Source organism: Citrobacter sp. KTE30 (assembly GCF_000398825.1).
GTDB classification, from domain to species: Bacteria; Pseudomonadota; Gammaproteobacteria; order Enterobacterales; family Enterobacteriaceae; genus Citrobacter; species Citrobacter freundii.
On record NZ_KB976055.1, the window covers coordinates 2,852,844 to 2,869,308 of the forward strand.

General features: G+C 52.3%; 13 protein-coding genes. 7 read left to right on the forward strand and 6 right to left on the reverse strand.

Features of this window, described 5'->3' with window-relative positions:
- Window positions 1-165: 165 nt before the first annotated feature.
- Window positions 166-2,442, reverse strand: a complete 2,277-nt coding sequence (gene clpA / locus WC1_RS09350) for an ATP-dependent Clp protease ATP-binding subunit ClpA (RefSeq protein ID WP_003036804.1) — start codon at window positions 2,440-2,442, stop codon at window positions 166-168.
- A 30-nt stretch (window positions 2,443-2,472) separates the two neighbouring features.
- Window positions 2,473-2,793, reverse strand: a complete 321-nt coding sequence (clpS, locus tag WC1_RS09345) for an ATP-dependent Clp protease adapter ClpS (RefSeq protein ID WP_003036810.1) — start codon at window positions 2,791-2,793, stop codon at window positions 2,473-2,475.
- A 323-nt stretch (window positions 2,794-3,116) separates the two neighbouring features.
- On the opposite strand from clpS, the gene cspD reads away from it, so the two are divergent.
- On the forward strand, window positions 3,117-3,341 hold the full coding sequence (gene cspD / locus WC1_RS09340) for a cold shock-like protein CspD (protein WP_003036813.1): 225 nt from the start codon (window positions 3,117-3,119) through the stop codon (window positions 3,339-3,341).
- 74 nt (window positions 3,342-3,415) lie between these two features.
- On the opposite strand, the gene macB is transcribed toward cspD, so the two are convergent.
- Both macB and macA read right to left on the reverse strand, forming a co-directional pair.
- The gene (gene macB / locus WC1_RS09335) at window positions 3,416-5,362 is read right to left on the reverse strand and encodes a macrolide ABC transporter ATP-binding protein/permease MacB (protein WP_016150620.1); all 1,947 of its coding nucleotides are present in this window, start codon (window positions 5,360-5,362) and stop codon (window positions 3,416-3,418) included.
- Window positions 5,359-6,474: a macrolide transporter subunit MacA gene (gene macA / locus WC1_RS09330; RefSeq protein ID WP_016150621.1), complete on the reverse strand. Its 1,116-nt coding sequence runs from the start codon at window positions 6,472-6,474 to the stop codon at window positions 5,359-5,361. Before macA ends, macB begins: the two co-directional genes overlap by 4 nt.
- 159 nt (window positions 6,475-6,633) lie before the next feature.
- On the opposite strand from macA, the gene WC1_RS09325 reads away from it, so the two are divergent.
- A complete protein-coding gene (locus WC1_RS09325; protein WP_016150622.1) occupies window positions 6,634-7,581 on the forward strand; it encodes a VirK/YbjX family protein in 948 nt (315 codons plus the stop codon).
- On the opposite strand, the gene WC1_RS09320 is transcribed toward WC1_RS09325, so the two are convergent.
- Complete coding sequence (locus WC1_RS09320; RefSeq protein WP_003840210.1) at window positions 7,578-9,236, reverse strand: ATP-dependent endonuclease; 1,659 nt, start codon at window positions 9,234-9,236, stop codon at window positions 7,578-7,580. The genes WC1_RS09325 and WC1_RS09320 overlap by 4 nt on opposite strands.
- A gap of 371 nt (window positions 9,237-9,607) precedes the next feature.
- Here WC1_RS09320 and aqpZ point away from each other — a divergent pair, with 371 nt between their 5' ends.
- From aqpZ to WC1_RS09295, 5 genes are all read left to right on the forward strand, one after another.
- Entirely contained in the window at window positions 9,608-10,303 is a 696-nt protein-coding gene (aqpZ, locus tag WC1_RS09315) for an aquaporin Z (RefSeq protein ID WP_016150623.1), read from the forward strand.
- 144 nt (window positions 10,304-10,447) lie between these two features.
- A complete protein-coding gene (locus WC1_RS09310) occupies window positions 10,448-11,347 on the forward strand; it encodes a LysO family transporter (protein WP_016150624.1) in 900 nt (299 codons plus the stop codon).
- Between the two features lie 155 nt (window positions 11,348-11,502).
- Window positions 11,503-13,155, forward strand: coding sequence for a hydroxylamine reductase (gene hcp / locus WC1_RS09305; RefSeq protein WP_003840204.1), 1,653 nt, complete (start codon window positions 11,503-11,505; stop codon window positions 13,153-13,155).
- A gap of 10 nt (window positions 13,156-13,165) precedes the next feature.
- The gene (hcr, locus tag WC1_RS09300; protein WP_003027256.1) at window positions 13,166-14,134 is read left to right on the forward strand and encodes an NADH oxidoreductase; all 969 of its coding nucleotides are present in this window, start codon (window positions 13,166-13,168) and stop codon (window positions 14,132-14,134) included.
- A 201-nt stretch (window positions 14,135-14,335) separates the two neighbouring features.
- Window positions 14,336-15,949 carry an FAD-NAD(P)-binding protein gene (locus WC1_RS09295; RefSeq protein WP_016150625.1) on the forward strand — a complete coding sequence of 538 codons (1,614 nt, stop codon included), beginning with the start codon at window positions 14,336-14,338 and terminating at the stop codon, window positions 15,947-15,949.
- A 76-nt stretch (window positions 15,950-16,025) separates the two neighbouring features.
- Here WC1_RS09295 and WC1_RS09290 read toward each other — a convergent pair whose 3' ends face one another.
- Window positions 16,026-16,460 carry a DoxX family protein gene (locus WC1_RS09290; protein WP_003840198.1) on the reverse strand — a complete coding sequence of 145 codons (435 nt, stop codon included), beginning with the start codon at window positions 16,458-16,460 and terminating at the stop codon, window positions 16,026-16,028.
- Window positions 16,461-16,465: the final 5 nt, after the last annotated feature.

The following is a 16,465-nucleotide window of genomic DNA, read 5'->3' on the forward strand; positions in this document are numbered from 1 at the left end:
AAATGCTAGCTGTACCAGGAACCACCTCCTTAGCCTGCGTAATCTCCCTTACGCAGGCTTATTTTTTGCCTGCCATTTAAACTCTCCGAATCTCCCCAATTCAAATCTTTACTTTCAGGCGAAAAAAAACCGGGCATTACGCCCGGCTCATTAGGTGATTAAAGATTAATGTGCTGCTTCTGGCTTGTGCTTTTGTGCACTCTGGAAACCATAGGTCAGCTCATTTTTCTCTTTATCCAGCGCAACGGTCACCTGACCGCCATCCACAAGCGAACCGAACAGCAGTTCGTTAGCCAATGGTTTTTTCAGGTTATCCTGGACAACACGCGTCATTGGACGTGCGCCCATTGCGCGGTCATAGCCTTTCTCTGCCAGCCAGTCACGTGCTTCCTGACTCACTTCAAGAGAGACACCTTTCTGATCCAGCTGAACCTGAAGCTCGACGATAAACTTATCAACAACCTGATGAATCACCTCGGTAGAGAGATGATCGAACCAGATAATGTTGTCGAGACGGTTACGGAATTCCGGCGTAAACACTTTTTTGATTTCGCCCATCGCATCAGTACTGTTGTCCTGATGAATCAACCCAATCGATTTACGCTCAGTTTCACGTACACCAGCGTTGGTGGTCATGACCAGCACCACGTTGCGGAAATCCGCTTTACGCCCGTTATTGTCGGTCAGCGTGCCGTTATCCATCACCTGCAGCAACAGGTTAAAGACATCCGGGTGCGCTTTTTCGATTTCATCCAGCAGCAGTACCGCATGCGGATGCTTAATAACAGCATCAGTCAGCAAACCGCCCTGGTCAAAACCGACATATCCTGGAGGCGCACCAATCAGACGGCTGACCGTGTGGCGTTCCATGTACTCGGACATATCAAAACGCAGCAGTTCAATGCCGAGGGCTTTGGAGAGCTGCACCGTGACTTCGGTCTTACCGACGCCAGTTGGTCCGGCAAAAAGGAACGAACCGACAGGCTTATGCTCGTGTCCCAGACCGGCACGGCTCATTTTGATCGCTTCAGTCAGCGCCTCAATGGCTTTATCCTGTCCGAATACCAGCATTTTCAAACGGTTGCCCAAGTTTTTCAGCGTGTCGCGATCGCTCTGCGATACGCTCTTCTCCGGGATCCGCGCAATGCGGGCGACTACGGACTCAATATCCGCCACGTTGACGGTTTTCTTGCGCTTGCTGACCGGCATCAGACGCGCACGTGCGCCCGCCTCATCAATCACGTCAATCGCTTTATCCGGCAGATGACGATCGTTAATGTATTTCACCGCCAGTTCGACCGCTGCACGCACCGCTTTGGCGGTATAGCGGACGTCATGGTGCGCTTCGTATTTCGGCTTCAGACCATTGATTATCTGCACGGTCTCTTCTACCGATGGCTCAGTGACATCGATTTTCTGGAAACGGCGCGCTAACGCGCGGTCCTTTTCAAAGATATTGCTGAATTCCTGATAGGTTGTGGAGCCTATAACACGGATCTTACCGCTGGAGAGCAACGGCTTGATCAGGTTAGCCGCATCCACCTGGCCGCCCGATGCCGCACCCGCACCGATAATGGTGTGGATCTCATCGATAAACAGAATGCTGTTAGTATCCTGTTCCAGCTGTTTCAGCAGCGCCTTAAAGCGTTTCTCAAAATCACCGCGATATTTAGTGCCTGCCAGCAGCGAGCCGATATCCAGGGAGTAAAGGGTACAATCAGCCATGATTTCAGGCACATCACCCTGGACGATACGCCAGGCGAGGCCTTCGGCAATGGCGGTTTTACCGACACCGGACTCTCCCACGAGCAGCGGGTTGTTTTTTCTGCGACGGCACAGTACCTGAATGGCGCGCTCCAGCTCTTTGTCCCGGCCAATGAGCGGATCAATTCCGCCCACTCGGGCAAGCTGGTTAAGGTTAGTCGTGAAGTTCTCCATACGGTCCTCCCCGCCAGCTTGCTCTTCGTTATTTGGCTGATTCCCAGAGTCAGAAGACTGGCTGGGTTCGTCTTTACGCGTGCCATGAGAGATAAAATTCACCACATCAAGACGACTTACTTCATGCTTACGCAGCAGATAAGCCGCCTGAGATTCCTGCTCGCTGAAGATAGCAACCAGCACATTTGCGCCGGTAACTTCATTGCGTCCGGAGGACTGAACATGAAAGACCGCACGTTGCAGTACACGCTGAAAACTCAACGTCGGCTGCGTGTCGCGCTCTTCCTCACTGGCAGGCAATACAGGTGTGGTCTGTTCAATGAAGGCTTCGAGTTCCTGACGGAGCGCCACCAGATCCACAGAACACGCTTCCAGCGCTTCGCGGGCCGACGGGTTACTGAGCAACGCCAGTAACAAGTGCTCGACGGTCATAAACTCATGTCGGTGCTCGCGCGCTCTGGCGAAAGCCATGTTTAAACTGAGTTCCAGTTCTTGATTGAGCATAGGCACCTCCCCCAATGTTTATGCCTGCATTCAGGCTTTTTCCAGCGTACACAGCAACGGATGCTCGTTCTCCCTCGCATATTTGTTCACCATCGCTACTTTGGTTTCAGCCACTTCGGCAGTAAACACGCCGCAAATCGCTTTGCCTTGATAGTGAACTGCAAGCATCAGTTGCGTTGCACGTTCTACATCATAAGAAAAGAATTTTTGTAACACGTCAATAACAAACTCCATCGGAGTGTAATCATCATTGACTAATATCACTTTATACATAGATGGCGGTTTTAGCGCGTCGCGCAATTTGTCTTCCGCCAGCAGATCGAAATCCAGCCAGTCGTTCGTCTTACCCATTGTCAGTCGTCATCTTCAGTTACGGTTTCCGGCAGAAAATTTTGCCGCTGACAAGCAGCCTATGCGCACAATCAATCTACCTCAAGTATTAGATAACTATCATCTATTAGTGCCATCCGCGACATCTGTCACATAACCGACAATAGCGTTAACTGCTTCAAATTTTGATGCATTTTTACCCTATTCTGTCTGCCTGGCGCTTGACGCCCCGCCTGATTTCTCTAAATTGTAGTTTCGAGAGTTGGCGAGGTTTTGAACAGCCCCCACTCCGCCACCGGTTCATTCCATCTTACTTATATAAGATTTACGAAGGATGTCGAAGTATGGAAACGGGTACTGTTAAGTGGTTCAACAACGCCAAAGGGTTTGGTTTCATTTGCCCCGAAGGCGGCGGCGAAGATATTTTCGCCCATTATTCCACCATTCAGATGGATGGTTACAGAACGCTAAAAGCCGGACAGTCTGTCCAGTTTGATGTCCACCAGGGGCCAAAAGGCAATCATGCCAGTGTCATCGTGCCTGTCATTGAAGCAGAAGCTGTCGCATAGCTCTTCTGTCTCATTGTGTACATCCTGCAGTCAAAATGCCAGCCTTTGCGGCTGGCATTTTTATCTCTGTGGCATTATTCCCGCGCCAGAGCATCTACTGGATCCAGACGTGCCGCATTCCGCGCCGGTAGCCAGCCAAACAACACCCCGGTTGCAGTCGAACACAGGAACGCCGTCAACAGCGCGACGGGTGAGAATCCAATTTCCCAGCCCGGCAGGAATAGCTGAAGTGTAAAGGCGATCAGCATCGACAGGCTAATGCCCAACGCGCCGCCAACCAGACACACTAACACCGCTTCAATTAAGAACTGTTGCAGCACATCACTGGCACGCGCGCCTACCGCCATACGAATGCCAATCTCACGCGTTCGTTCGGTTACCGAAACCAGCATAATATTCATCACGCCAATCCCACCAACCACCAGCGAAATCACCGCCACCAGCGTCAGGAAGAGTTGTAATGTACGTGTGGTCTTTTCAGCGGTTTTCAAGACACCGTCCATATTCCAGGTGAAGAAATCCTTCTTACCGTGGCGCAACGTCAACAGTCGGGTCAGTTGCTGTTCGGCCTGGGCACTGTCAAAACCATCCTTTACTCGCACGGTGATCGAGTTCAGCCACGACTGCCCCATAATTCGTCCGGACATGGTGCTGTAGGGCAGCCAGACCCGCAGGATCTTGCTACTGCCGAACATCGACTGTTTCTCTTCTGCAACGCCAATTACCTTGGCCGGCATATTTCCCACCAGCACGACTTCGCCGACAACTTTCGCTTTATTGGGGAACAACTGGCGCCGGGTATTACTGTCGAGCACCACCACCTGAGCGCGCCCCGCCAGTTGCTCGGCGTTAAAGGTGGTCCCTTCGCTAAATGTCATGCCATAGACGTTGAAATAGTCGCCGCTAACGCCGTTAGCACTGGCAGCAACGTCGATATTGCCATAGCGTAACCGCAGGTTCTTCGACACTGCAGGTGTTACCGAACTGACCCAGGGCTGCTTCTGTAGCGCCGTCAAATCGTCATACTTCAATGCCTGTTGATATTGCGGATCGTCGTCGCCGAAATCTTTGCCAGGATAGATATCAATGGTGTTAGTACCAATAGCGCGAATATCTGCCAGTACCAGTTGTTTAGCCGCATCGCCTACCACCACGATCGACACCACAGAAGCAATACCGATGATGATCCCAAGCATGGTGAGTAGCGTTCGCATCTTATTCGCAGCCATTGCCAGCCAGGCCATGGTAAGCGCTTCACGAAATCCGCTGACAAACTGGCTCCAGCCGGATGCCGTTTTCACCGTTGGCTCCGCGATATCGCGTCCACCAGAGGGTTTCTGTGGCGGCGGATTGCGCACAATCTCGCCGTCACGAATTTCAATGACCCGCTCGGCCTGTGCGGCAACCTGCGGGTCGTGCGTGACGATAATTACCGTGTGTCCGCGATCGCGCAGCTGATGCAAAATCGCCATCACCTCTTCGCCGGAATGGCTATCCAGTGCACCGGTGGGTTCGTCGGCAAGAATAACCTGTCCCCCGTTCATCAGTGCACGTGCGATACTGACCCGCTGCTGCTGACCACCGGAAAGTTGAGAAGGTTGATAATCAACCCTGTCGCCCAGACCCAGCCGCTGGAGTAATTCCTGCGCACGCGCCAGGCGCTGCTTACGCTCGGTGCCAGCGTAGACCGCAGGCACCTCGACATTTTGCGCCGCGGTTAAATGTGACAGCAAATGATAGCGCTGGAAGATAAAGCCGAAATGCTCACGGCGCAGCTGTGCCAGCGCATCGCTATCCAGCGTGGAGACATCCCGTCCGGCAACCCGATACGTACCGCTGGTAGGTTTGTCCAGACAGCCGAGAATGTTCATCAGCGTCGATTTACCCGAACCCGACGCCCCGACAATCGCCACCATTTCCCCGGCCTGAATGCTCAAGGATACGTCCTTCAACACCTCAACCTGGCCTTCACCTGAGGGATAGCTGCGGCGGATATGGCTCAGTTCAAGCAATGCTGTCATTTTGCAGCTCCAGCGTTGCCCTCGCCGGTAATGACTTCATCACCCTCTTCCAGCCCTTTCACGATCTCCACATCGGTGTCATTCCGCGCGCCGATAACCACTTCACGTTCGCGGGTTTCGCCGTTACGCAGTAGCCTGACGTTATAGCGGTTGTTACCAATAGGATCGCCCAGTGCCGACAGCGGGATCGTCAGAACATTTTTGACATCAGTGAGCTGGATATGGACCTGCGCGGTCATATCCAGACGCAGGATCCCTTTCGGATTGGGAACTTCGAAGCGGGCATAGTAGAAAATCGCATCATTCACTTTCTCTGGCGTCGGAAGAACATCTTTCAGCGTGCCTTCGTAGCGTGTCTGCGGATCGCCCAGTACGGTAAACCAGGCTTTTTGCCCAGGTTGCAGGTGAATTACATCAGCCTCAGAAACCTGCGCTTTTACCAGCATGGTGCTCATATCCGCCAGCGTCAGAATATTAGGTGCCTGCTGAGCGGCAATAACGGTTTGCCCTTGTAGGGTAGTAATTTGCGTTACTTCGCCTGCCATTGGCGCGACAATGCGGGTGTAATCAAGGTTGGTTTTTGCCGTATCGAGAGAAGCCTGATTACGTTTAATTTGCGCGTCAATTGCGCCAATTTGCGCCTGTTTGACCGCCATTTCGGTGGCCGCCGTGTCGAGATCCTGCTGTGAAACGGCCTGGGTTTTTGCCAGCTGTTGCTGACGGGAAAGCGTCACCCGCGCCAGTTTCCACTCAGCTTCTGCCTGTAAACGCTGGGCGCGCAATTCCATTAGCGTCGCTTCAACCTCTTTGATTTGGTTTTGCGCCTGTTCAGGATCGATTACGCCGAGCAACTGATCTTTTTTGACTTTATCGCCAATCGCGACCGACAGCGTTTTTAACTGCCCGCTGACCTGCGCCCCGACGTCAACTTTACGCAGCGCATCCAGTTTACCGGTAGCCAGCACGCTTTGCTGCAGATCGCCCGGACGAACAATTAATGTTTGATACTGAGGTAAAGGCGCATTAAGCGTTCGCCAAAGTGCAATTACCGCCACAATAAGGATGATGGCGAACAGAAAATAGCGTTTTTTGATTTTTCCCTTGAGCTTCATAAATGTCCCAATTCCCCCAATACGTCCACCAGAGTGGAGTGCTAAACATCAACGTTAAATAAATCGCCGTTGAAAAGCGCAAGAATAACAGAGTTATTGATGAATGGTTAAGATCCGCTGTGCTGAAATTAGTACCAGGGTATCAATCGGATTTATATTATGAGTCAACTAACTGAAAGCACTTTTCTTTCCACCAAACCCGTCACCAGCTTTGGTCTTTTTTACAGCCTGAGCAGCGGTCATTTACGTCCCGCACATTGCTGGGATAAGCGGAGCTTTCGTCGTAAGTTTATCTGGCGCTCACTCTTGATACCTCGCCTCACCCAGGAATGGATGACAGAACTGTCCCAATGGCCGGATCTTGAAAACCTGCTATCCCACCAACCCCGATTGCCGGTGCGTTTGCATCGTCCTTACCTTGCCGCAAACTTCACCCGTAAAATGCGTTTAGACGCGGTGCGTTTTCATTATAATGTTATCCGCCATGCATTTTTACCCGCAGAATTTAACGCCTTATTAAGCAATGACGGCTTACAACTGGCGCAAATTGAAGGCAAAGATGGCGATATATTTACCGTAACCATGATGATGTTCCCGGTGCTGGATAAAGAGGGAGAGAGCACTATTCAGGTGCAAAATGGCGACGGCGACGTACTGACTAAAATGACGTTTACGTTCTGCGAATATAATGGCAAAAGTACATTATTTATTGGCGGTGTGCAGGGCAATGCGCAACTTCCTCACGAAGCAATCCAAAAAGCGACCAAGTCTTGTCACGGGATATTCCCAAAACGTATTGTAATGGAAGCCATTTGCCGGTTAGCAGAGCGATTGAATATCGATAATGTTATGGCAGTCAGCAATGAACAGCATATCTTTCGCAGCCAACGCTACCACGATAAAAATAAGGTAATTCATTCCGACTACAACGCATTTTGGGAATCGGTTGGCGGCGAGTGCGACAGACACGGGTACTATCATATTCCGCGCACGCTGGCGCGAAAAAGCGAGGCGGATATTGCCAGCAAAAAACGCGCAGAATACCGCCGCCGCTATCAGCTACTGGACAGCATCCATTCGCAGCTGTCGTCGATGTTTCACCACTAATCCGCTCTGCCGCGTGCCAGCCACAGCACGCGGGAAAACATTTTTCGCAGCAGCGTTGGCACTGCGTCAACGCCGCGCCGCCCGGCTTCCATCGCTACCTCAATGGCTAAATCCGGTTTTGACGAACGATGTATCGCCTTGGAGATAATTTTGCGCATGTTCATGGGCACGTTCTCCGGGATTTGCGCCACCCGGTGAAAGACATCAGCAAACCCCTGGCGATACATAAAGTGTTCCATATCCAACGCGGGGAGCATGGTTAAATGATCGCGCTCTTCCTCTCTGTCGTTATTCAACAAACCGCGCACCGTGGCCGCATACTTTTTCCCGGCTTCATCACCATCGACCAGCACATGCCACTCGATACCCATCCGGCGGGCGAATTTAACCAGCGGCTTAAGGCCGGACTGGGCGAATTCAATAACTTTAATCCCTTCTGCATCAAAGTGATGTCCGCACTGACGGGCCAGTTCGTTAATAACCCAGGTTTCCGTTTCGCCTTCTACCAGCAACCAGCAGCGGGCAAACAACGATGACGCACGATTAAAACGAATATGAAATGCGATTCGCCGACCATCTTCTGCACTGATCCCACCCGGCCCCAGCCGCCAGGCGGCGACGCGGGATGATTCACGAACCAGACGAACAACATGTTCCACGGGCGTAAGGGACAACAGCTCACCGGAATTGGTTGTCGCCACTCGCTGCAGAGGCAGTAAATTCAACAAGTGCCAGGCCACCGACAGCATGATGGGATGTAAACGCGTTTCCGGATCTTCCACCAGCAATAAAGGTCGGGCGTCTTTATCCAGCCTCAGCGTGCCTTTGGCCTGCAACAGGGTCGAAAACAGGCCCAACAGAATAACCCGGTGCGTACGTCCGCCGGGTTTATCAATCATGCGGTTAATAATGTCCAGATAGCGCCAGCTCCGTTGTTCGTTATTGGAGCGACGGCGCATCAGACGGTAGCGGGACTGGCCAGCCCCTTGCTCGGAAAAATAGTGCTCCAACAACTGCACCATGGCCGATAACCCCTGGCGGATCTGTCCGTCGGTCAGGTTTTGCGGTCGGGTAGCCAGCTCACGCGCCAGAAAATCCAGTTGGCGGGCGGTGACTTCGACGTCCGCCGAATCCGGCACGGTACCGTTGCGGATCCGGCGCATAAATCGCGCGTCGCGCAGACGCAGTACCGGCATCAGGCGCACAAGATGCCGCGCCTGATCGTTAATGTCATCGAGAGGTAATGGATGGCCGTCGCCGTCAAGAAAACTGCGCAAGGTCAGAACGCTACCGTCATCCGCACACTCGCCTTCCAGACGATAAAAAATGCGGTGATAGCCATCCTGGCACGGCGTCCAGCTGGCTTCCAGAGGGCGATAGCGACGTACCCGGTGACGCCCCGGCTGGGATTCACGAAACGTCAGGATAATGTGCAGGTGGTGTTCCCGGCCCTGTATGTCGCCCGGCGGGAACCAGAAATCCTCGCGGACAAAATGATACAAGTCTGGCTCCGGCGACAGCAGCAGGGTTAAGGCATCCAGCAGACTGGATTTACCCCACGCGTTCTCCCCAATCAGCACGTTGCTCTGCTCCAGCATCAACGACAGACGGTTAATACCACGAAATCCAACAATCTCAACGCGTTCGAGAATCATATAGCCTCCGGAAATGCTAACTTTTTCCTTCAAGTTATCAGGAGTATAACGGCAAGCGGGGGCTCAGGACACCCGATATCAATCTGGCGTGAATCGCAAAAGCAAAAAAAATAAGAATATTCTTCTTATGTTTTCTCCTGAATATAATTTCAGAACTTAATCATCGTCCTTTCGCTAATTGGACTATGCTTCATTCACCCAAGATTCAAAAAGGAATCGCAACATATTGCCTTAAATCAAATTTTTTCATCAATTTAACTGGCGAAGGGATGATATTTTTTTCTAAAATACCCGCTCTTTCATCATCGTCCCTTTTAGCGATGAATTACCGGGCAAGGAATACGAACCCGGAACTTTTAATTGAGGTGGTTATGTTCAGGAAATTAGCAGCTGAATTCTTCGGTACGTTTTGGCTCGTTTTTGGTGGGTGCGGTAGTGCAGTGCTGGCAGCCGCATTCCCGGAATTGGGAATTGGATTTGCCGGTGTCGCGCTGGCATTCGGCCTGACCGTATTAACCATGGCATTCGCCGTGGGTCATATTTCAGGTGGGCATTTTAACCCGGCGGTAACCTTCGGTTTATGGGCTGGCGGTCGTTTCCCGGCAAAAGATGTTATTGGTTACGTTATTGCTCAGGTTGTAGGCGGTATTGTTGCAGCAGCGGCACTGTATCTTATTGCCAGCGGTAAAGCGGGTTTTGATGCAACGGCCAGTGGTTTTGCATCAAACGGCTTTGGTGAACATTCACCAGGCGGTTATTCCATGCTTTCTGCCGTCGTCATTGAAATTATTCTGACCGCAGGCTTCTTATTAGTGATCCACGGCGCGACCGATAAACATGCTCCGGCAGGTTTTGCACCTATCGCAATTGGTCTGGCGTTAACTTTGATCCACTTGATCAGTATTCCAGTCACCAACACCTCCGTAAACCCGGCACGTAGTACCGCAGTAGCCATTTTCCAGGGCGGCTGGGCATTGCAACAATTGTGGTTCTTCTGGGTTATGCCGATTATCGGTGGGGTACTCGGCGGCCTTATTTACCGCACTCTGCTGGAAAAACGCGCTTAATCGCTAACAAAAAAGGCCTGGCGCAAGTCAGGTCTTTTTTAGACTCTCTATATTTCCTTTTATTTGCAACTTTACTCCCCTCTTTGCTTTGAGTAGTGTGTGCTAGCGCATTTCGTCTTACTTCTCAGCAAGGATCTGGTTTTCATGTTTTCAGGGCTGTTAATCATTCTGGTTCCCCTTATTGTGGGCTACCTTATTCCGCTCCGGCACAGGACTGCATTACAACTTATCAATCGCCTGTTGAGCTGGATCGTCTACCTTATTCTCTTTTTTATGGGTATTAGCCTGGCGTTTCTGGATAATCTCGCCAGCAACCTGTTAGCTATTCTTCATTATTCTGCGGTCAGCGTGACGGTCATTATACTGTGTAATATTGCGGCGCTGTTCTGGCTGGAGCGTTCGCTGCCCTGGAGACACAACCACAAGCAAGAAAAACTCCCCTCGCGAATTGCAATGGCGCTTGAGTCGCTCCAGCTTTGCGGCGTCGTCGTCATCGGTTTCCTGCTCGGCCTCACTGGGCTTCCCATTCTGCAGCATGCCACCGAAGCCAGCGAATATACGTTAATCTTTTTACTGTTCCTGGTGGGGATCCAACTGCGCAACAGCGGTATGACCTTAAAGCAAATTGTACTGAACCGTCGGGGGATGATCGTAGCCGTCGTCGTCGTCGCCAGTTCGATGCTGGCGGGGGTTATCAATGCATTGATCCTCGGTCTGCCGCTGAAAACCGCGCTGGCGATGGCATCAGGTTTTGGCTGGTATTCCCTGTCCGGTATTCTGTTGACCGAATCGTTCGGACCCGTAATTGGTAGTGCCGCCTTCTTTAACGACCTGGCCCGTGAACTGATCGCCATTATGTTGATTCCAGGAATGGTGGGCCGCAGCCGCTCTACCGCGCTGGGATTATGCGGCGCGACATCAATGGATTTCACCCTGCCCGTTTTACAACGCAGTGGCGGCCTGGAAATGGTCCCGGCAGCCATCGTCCACGGCTTTATTTTGAGTCTGTTAGTGCCTCTGCTGATGGCGTTTTTCTCCGCCTGACGCCAGGGCAAATACCTCTCTGGCGGTAGTCAGCTACCGCCAAAATTGCGCTAAATCAATCTCCCTGCAAGTAGTAGCAGAAATCCCTTTTATCCCTACACGCACAGGCATAATCTTAAACATGTATATTAAATATAACTTTAAAAGGTGTGACCATGTTTTGTGTGCAATGTGAACAAACCATCCGTACTCCGGCAGGAAACGGCTGCTCTTACGCGCAGGGTATGTGCGGTAAAACGGCTGAAACCTCCGATTTGCAGGATCTGCTGATTGCTTCCCTACAAGGTCTGTCTGCATGGGCTGTTAAAGCACGTGAATACGGCATCATCGACCATGAGGTTGATAACTTTGCGCCGCGTGCGTTCTTCTCCACGCTGACTAACGTAAACTTCGATTCCCCGCGTATTGTTGGCTATGCCCGTGAAGCTATCGCCATGCGCGACGCCCTGAAAGCACAATGCCTGAACATCGACGCGAACGCAGCTGTCACCAACCCGATGGCCGATCTGCAACTGGTCAGCGACGATCTGGGCGACCTGCAACGTCAGGCCGCTGAATTCACCCCGAATAAAGACAAAGCGACCATCGGCGATAATATCCTCGGCCTGCGTCTGCTGTGTCTGTACGGCCTGAAAGGTGCGGCAGCTTACATGGAGCACGCCCACGTTCTTGGTCAGTACGACAACGATATCTATGCTCAGTACCACAAAATCATGGCGTGGCTGGGTACCTGGCCTTCCGATATGAACGCTCTTCTGGAGTGTTCAATGGAAATCGGCCAGATGAACTTCAAAGTGATGAGCATTCTGGACGCCGGTGAAACCACTAAATACGGTCACCCGACCCCGACTCAGGTCAACGTAAAAGCAACCGAAGGTAAGTGCATCCTGATCTCCGGTCACGACCTGAAAGATTTGTACAACCTGCTTGAGCAGACTGAAGGCACCGGTGTTAACGTTTATACCCACGGTGAAATGCTGCCAGCACACGGCTATCCGGAACTGCGTAAGTTCAAACACCTAATCGGTAACTACGGCAGCGGCTGGCAGAACCAGCAGGTTGAATTCGCCCGCTTCCCTGGCCCAATCGTGATGACTTCTAACTGCATCATCGACCCAACCGTTGGCGCCTACGACGACCGTATCTGGACCCGTAGCATCGTCGGCTGGCCGGGCGTGAGCCACCTTGAAGGTGACGATTTCGGTCCGGTTATCGCACAGGCGCAGCAGATGGCTGGCTTCCCGTACAGTGAAATTCCGCACCTGATCACCGTAGGTTTCGGTCGTCAGACCCTGCTGGGCGCTGCTGATACCCTGATCGACCTGGTGAGCCGCGAAAAACTGCGTCACATCTTCCTGGTTGGCGGTTGTGACGGCGCACGTGGTGAACGTAACTACTTCACCGACTTCGCCACCAGCGTACCGGACGACTGCCTGATCCTGACCCTTGCTTGCGGTAAATACCGTTTCAACAAACTGGAGTTCGGTGATATCGAAGGTCTGCCGCGTCTGGTCGATGCCGGTCAGTGTAACGATGCCTACTCTGCCATTATCCTGGCGGTCACCCTGGCAGAGAAACTGGGCTGTGGCGTGAACGATCTGCCGCTGTCTCTGGTGCTCTCCTGGTTCGAACAGAAAGCGATTGTTATTCTGCTGACCCTGCTGTCTCTGGGCGTGAAAAACATCGTAACTGGCCCGACTGCGCCTGGTTTCTTCACACCGGATCTGCTGGCAGTTCTCAACGAGAAATTTGGTCTGCGTTCCGTGACCACCGTTGAAGAAGACATGAAGCAACTGCTGAGCGCGTAAGGAGTAAAGAATGACAATGCCAACTCATCAGTGCCCATGGCGGATGCAGGTTCACCACATCCATCAGGAAACGCCGGATGTATGGACAATTTCGTTGCTGTGCCACGATTATTATCCTTACCGCGCCGGGCAGTATGCACTGGTCAGCGTACGTAATTCAGCGGATACGCTGCGTGCTTACACCATTTCCTCAACGCCGGGCGTTAGCGAGTACATTACGTTGACCATCCGCCGGATTGACGATGGTGCAGGTTCACAGTGGCTAACCCGCGACGTGAAGCGCGGCGACTATATCTGGCTGTCCGATGCCATGGGTGAGTTCACCTGTGAAGATAAAGCGGAAGACAAGTTCCTGATGCTGGCCGCAGGCTGTGGTGTTACGCCAATCATGTCAATGCGTCGCTGGTTGGCAAAGTACCGCCCGCAAGCGGATGTACAGGTAATCTTTAACGTGCGCTCGCCGCAAGATGTCATTTTTGCCGACGAGTGGCGTGAATATCCGGTGACATTAGTTGCTGAAAACAATGCCACCGAAGGTTTTGTTTCCGGCCGACTGACTACCGAACTGCTGAAAAGCGTACCGGATCTGACCTCGCGTACCGTGATGACCTGTGGCCCGGCACCGTATATGGATCTGGTCGAGAAAGAAGTCAAAGCACTGGGTGTGACGCGCTTCTTTAAAGAGCAGTTCTTCACACCTGTTGCCGAAGCCGCCACCAGTGGTCTGAAGTTTACCAAGCTACAGCCGGCGAAAGAGTTCTATGCGCCGGTGGGCAGTACGCTGCTGGAAGCGCTGGAAAGCAACAAGGTTCCGGTTGTCGCCGCATGCCGTGCAGGCGTTTGCGGCTGCTGCAAAACCAAAGTGGTTGACGGTAACTACACGGTCAGCAGCACCATGACGCTGACCGACGCAGAAATCGCTGAAGGTTATGTGCTGGCCTGTTCCTGCCATCCGCAGGGTGATTTAGTGCTGGCGTAATTGGCCGGTATCTGATGTGCAAAAGGCTGCCTGGCTGTACCGGGTGGCCTTTTTTTATGCTCTCAGGCGCTGCAAAATTCTGATATTTTCACTCTACCCGGCAAAATACCTCCTTCCCCCCGTGAATTATCGACCACACTTACCCTTCGCAGATTAAGCATAATCCCCGACTACCACGTCGAACTTTCTACAAGGATCCCCATGAAAAAAGTGGCCATTGTCGGCGTCGGTCCCACCGGCATTTATACGTTTCATGCCCTGGTTGAGCGCGGTGAACCGCTGGAAATAGAGCTTTATGAGCAAGCTGAACAGGCGGGCGTTGGCATGCCTTATAACAGCGACAACAACGCAGACTTCATGCTGGCAAATATAGCCAGCATAGAGATCCCACCGATTTATATCAGTTATCTGACGTGGCTACAGAATCAAAGTGATGACTATCTGGCGCAGTTTCGGATTGAACGTAATTCTTTGCATGAACGGCAATTTTTGCCCCGCGTGATCCTCGGTGACTATTATCGCGATCGTTTATTCGCTATCGTCGAGAAAGCGCGAGGCTCAGGCTTCGCGATTAGCATAAACGAATCAAGCGAAGTCACCGACCTGCGCGCAAACCCGAATGGGGTCTCTCTGTGGATCAATCATGCTTTACAGCCTGTCGAGGTGGACTTCGCCGCTATCGCCACCGGTCATCTGTGGCCTGAAACGGATGTACAGACACGGAAGTTTTTCCCCAGCCCGTGGACCGGTCTGATGGACGTCCAGATTAGCGCTTGCCGGGTAGGAATTCTCGGCACCTCGCTCAGCGCGATTGACGCAGCGATGGCCGTGGCCTGCCAACACGGTGACTTCACCACCGGGGCTGATAACGCACTCCAGTTTATCTGTAAATCCGACAGCCAAAGCCTGAAGCTGACCCTAATGTCGCGCAGCGGTGTGCTGCCTGAAGCGGATTTTTACTGCCCTCTGCCCTATGAATCGTTGAATATCGCAACGCCTGAAGCAATTGAAGACGTCATTGTCCATGGGCAAAAAGGATTACTGGACCGCATTTTCCGGATTATTGTACAACAACTGCAAGATGCAGCCCCGCAATGGAGCCAAGAGATAGCACTTGAGACGCTCAACGCCGATACATTCCCCGAGGCCTACTTTGCCGACAGGCTTGAGCACGAACCTTTTGAATGGGCGAAGCGCAACCTGATTGAAGTTGAACGCAACAAACAGGAACAGCGTACCGTCGCGTGGCGCTATACACTGCTGCGGCTACACGAGGTAATCGAAGAGATCGTCCCACATCTTGATCCGCCTGATGAAAAGCGCTTTAAGCAAGGACTGGCGCGCGTGTTTATCGATAATTATGCGGCAATCCCGTCTGAATCAGTCCGCCGACTGCTGGCGCTGCACGACGCCGGGATGATTGAGATCCTCACACTTGGTGCGGATTATGAGCGTACGAATGAGCAGGAAATGACGGTAATTTACCACCACGGTCGACGCAGCGAATTCGATGTGTTTATTGACGCCCGAGGGCAACGGGCATTGCAGAGCAAAGATGTCCCTTTCCCAACGCTACGCGATCAACTGCTGGCCTGTGGCGATGAGATCCCGGATATCGGCGAAGATTACACGCTGCAAGCGCCGGAAAACGCCCGCAATCGCATCGCTTTTGGCGGGCTGCCGTGGTTGATGCACGATCGTCCGTTTATTCAGGGACTGGTTGTCAGTGCTGAAATAGGCGCCGCGATGGCAAGGGCATTGACGCAGCGAGCGCTGAGACGTCGGCACAAACTATGGAACAGTGATGACATATAGATTAGCGACAGATTGAACGACGAGGCGGGCAAACCGTTAGCGCACCCCCGCCTCGGTATTGACTCTCAAATGGTAACTATCGCCAGGCAGAATTTCCTGCAACGGAGTAACGCCCCGCCCCCAAAAACGCCACGGCCAGCGCGCCGATGAAGAAATACACCAGACTTTCAATCGCCCATGCACCGGTTTTATCCAGTGTCCAGGTTTCGCCCATCCCGACCATCAGCCATGCCACAACCATCGTAAACGCCAGCCCCAACGCCGCCGGACGCGTCAGGATGCCTAGAATAATCAGACACGGCGCTACAACCTCTCCCAGCAGAACGCCGTACGCAATAAAGCCCGGGAAACCTTTCGCTATCAACATGCCGCTGATGCCATCAATACCAGCAAACAGTTTATGCAGCCCATGAAACAGCATCAGCCCACCGACGGCAAGGCGTAACAAAAACTTGCCAAAATCTTCGTGAGTCAGTACCCGGTTAACTGAATTTAATAGTTTTATAACCATTTGAA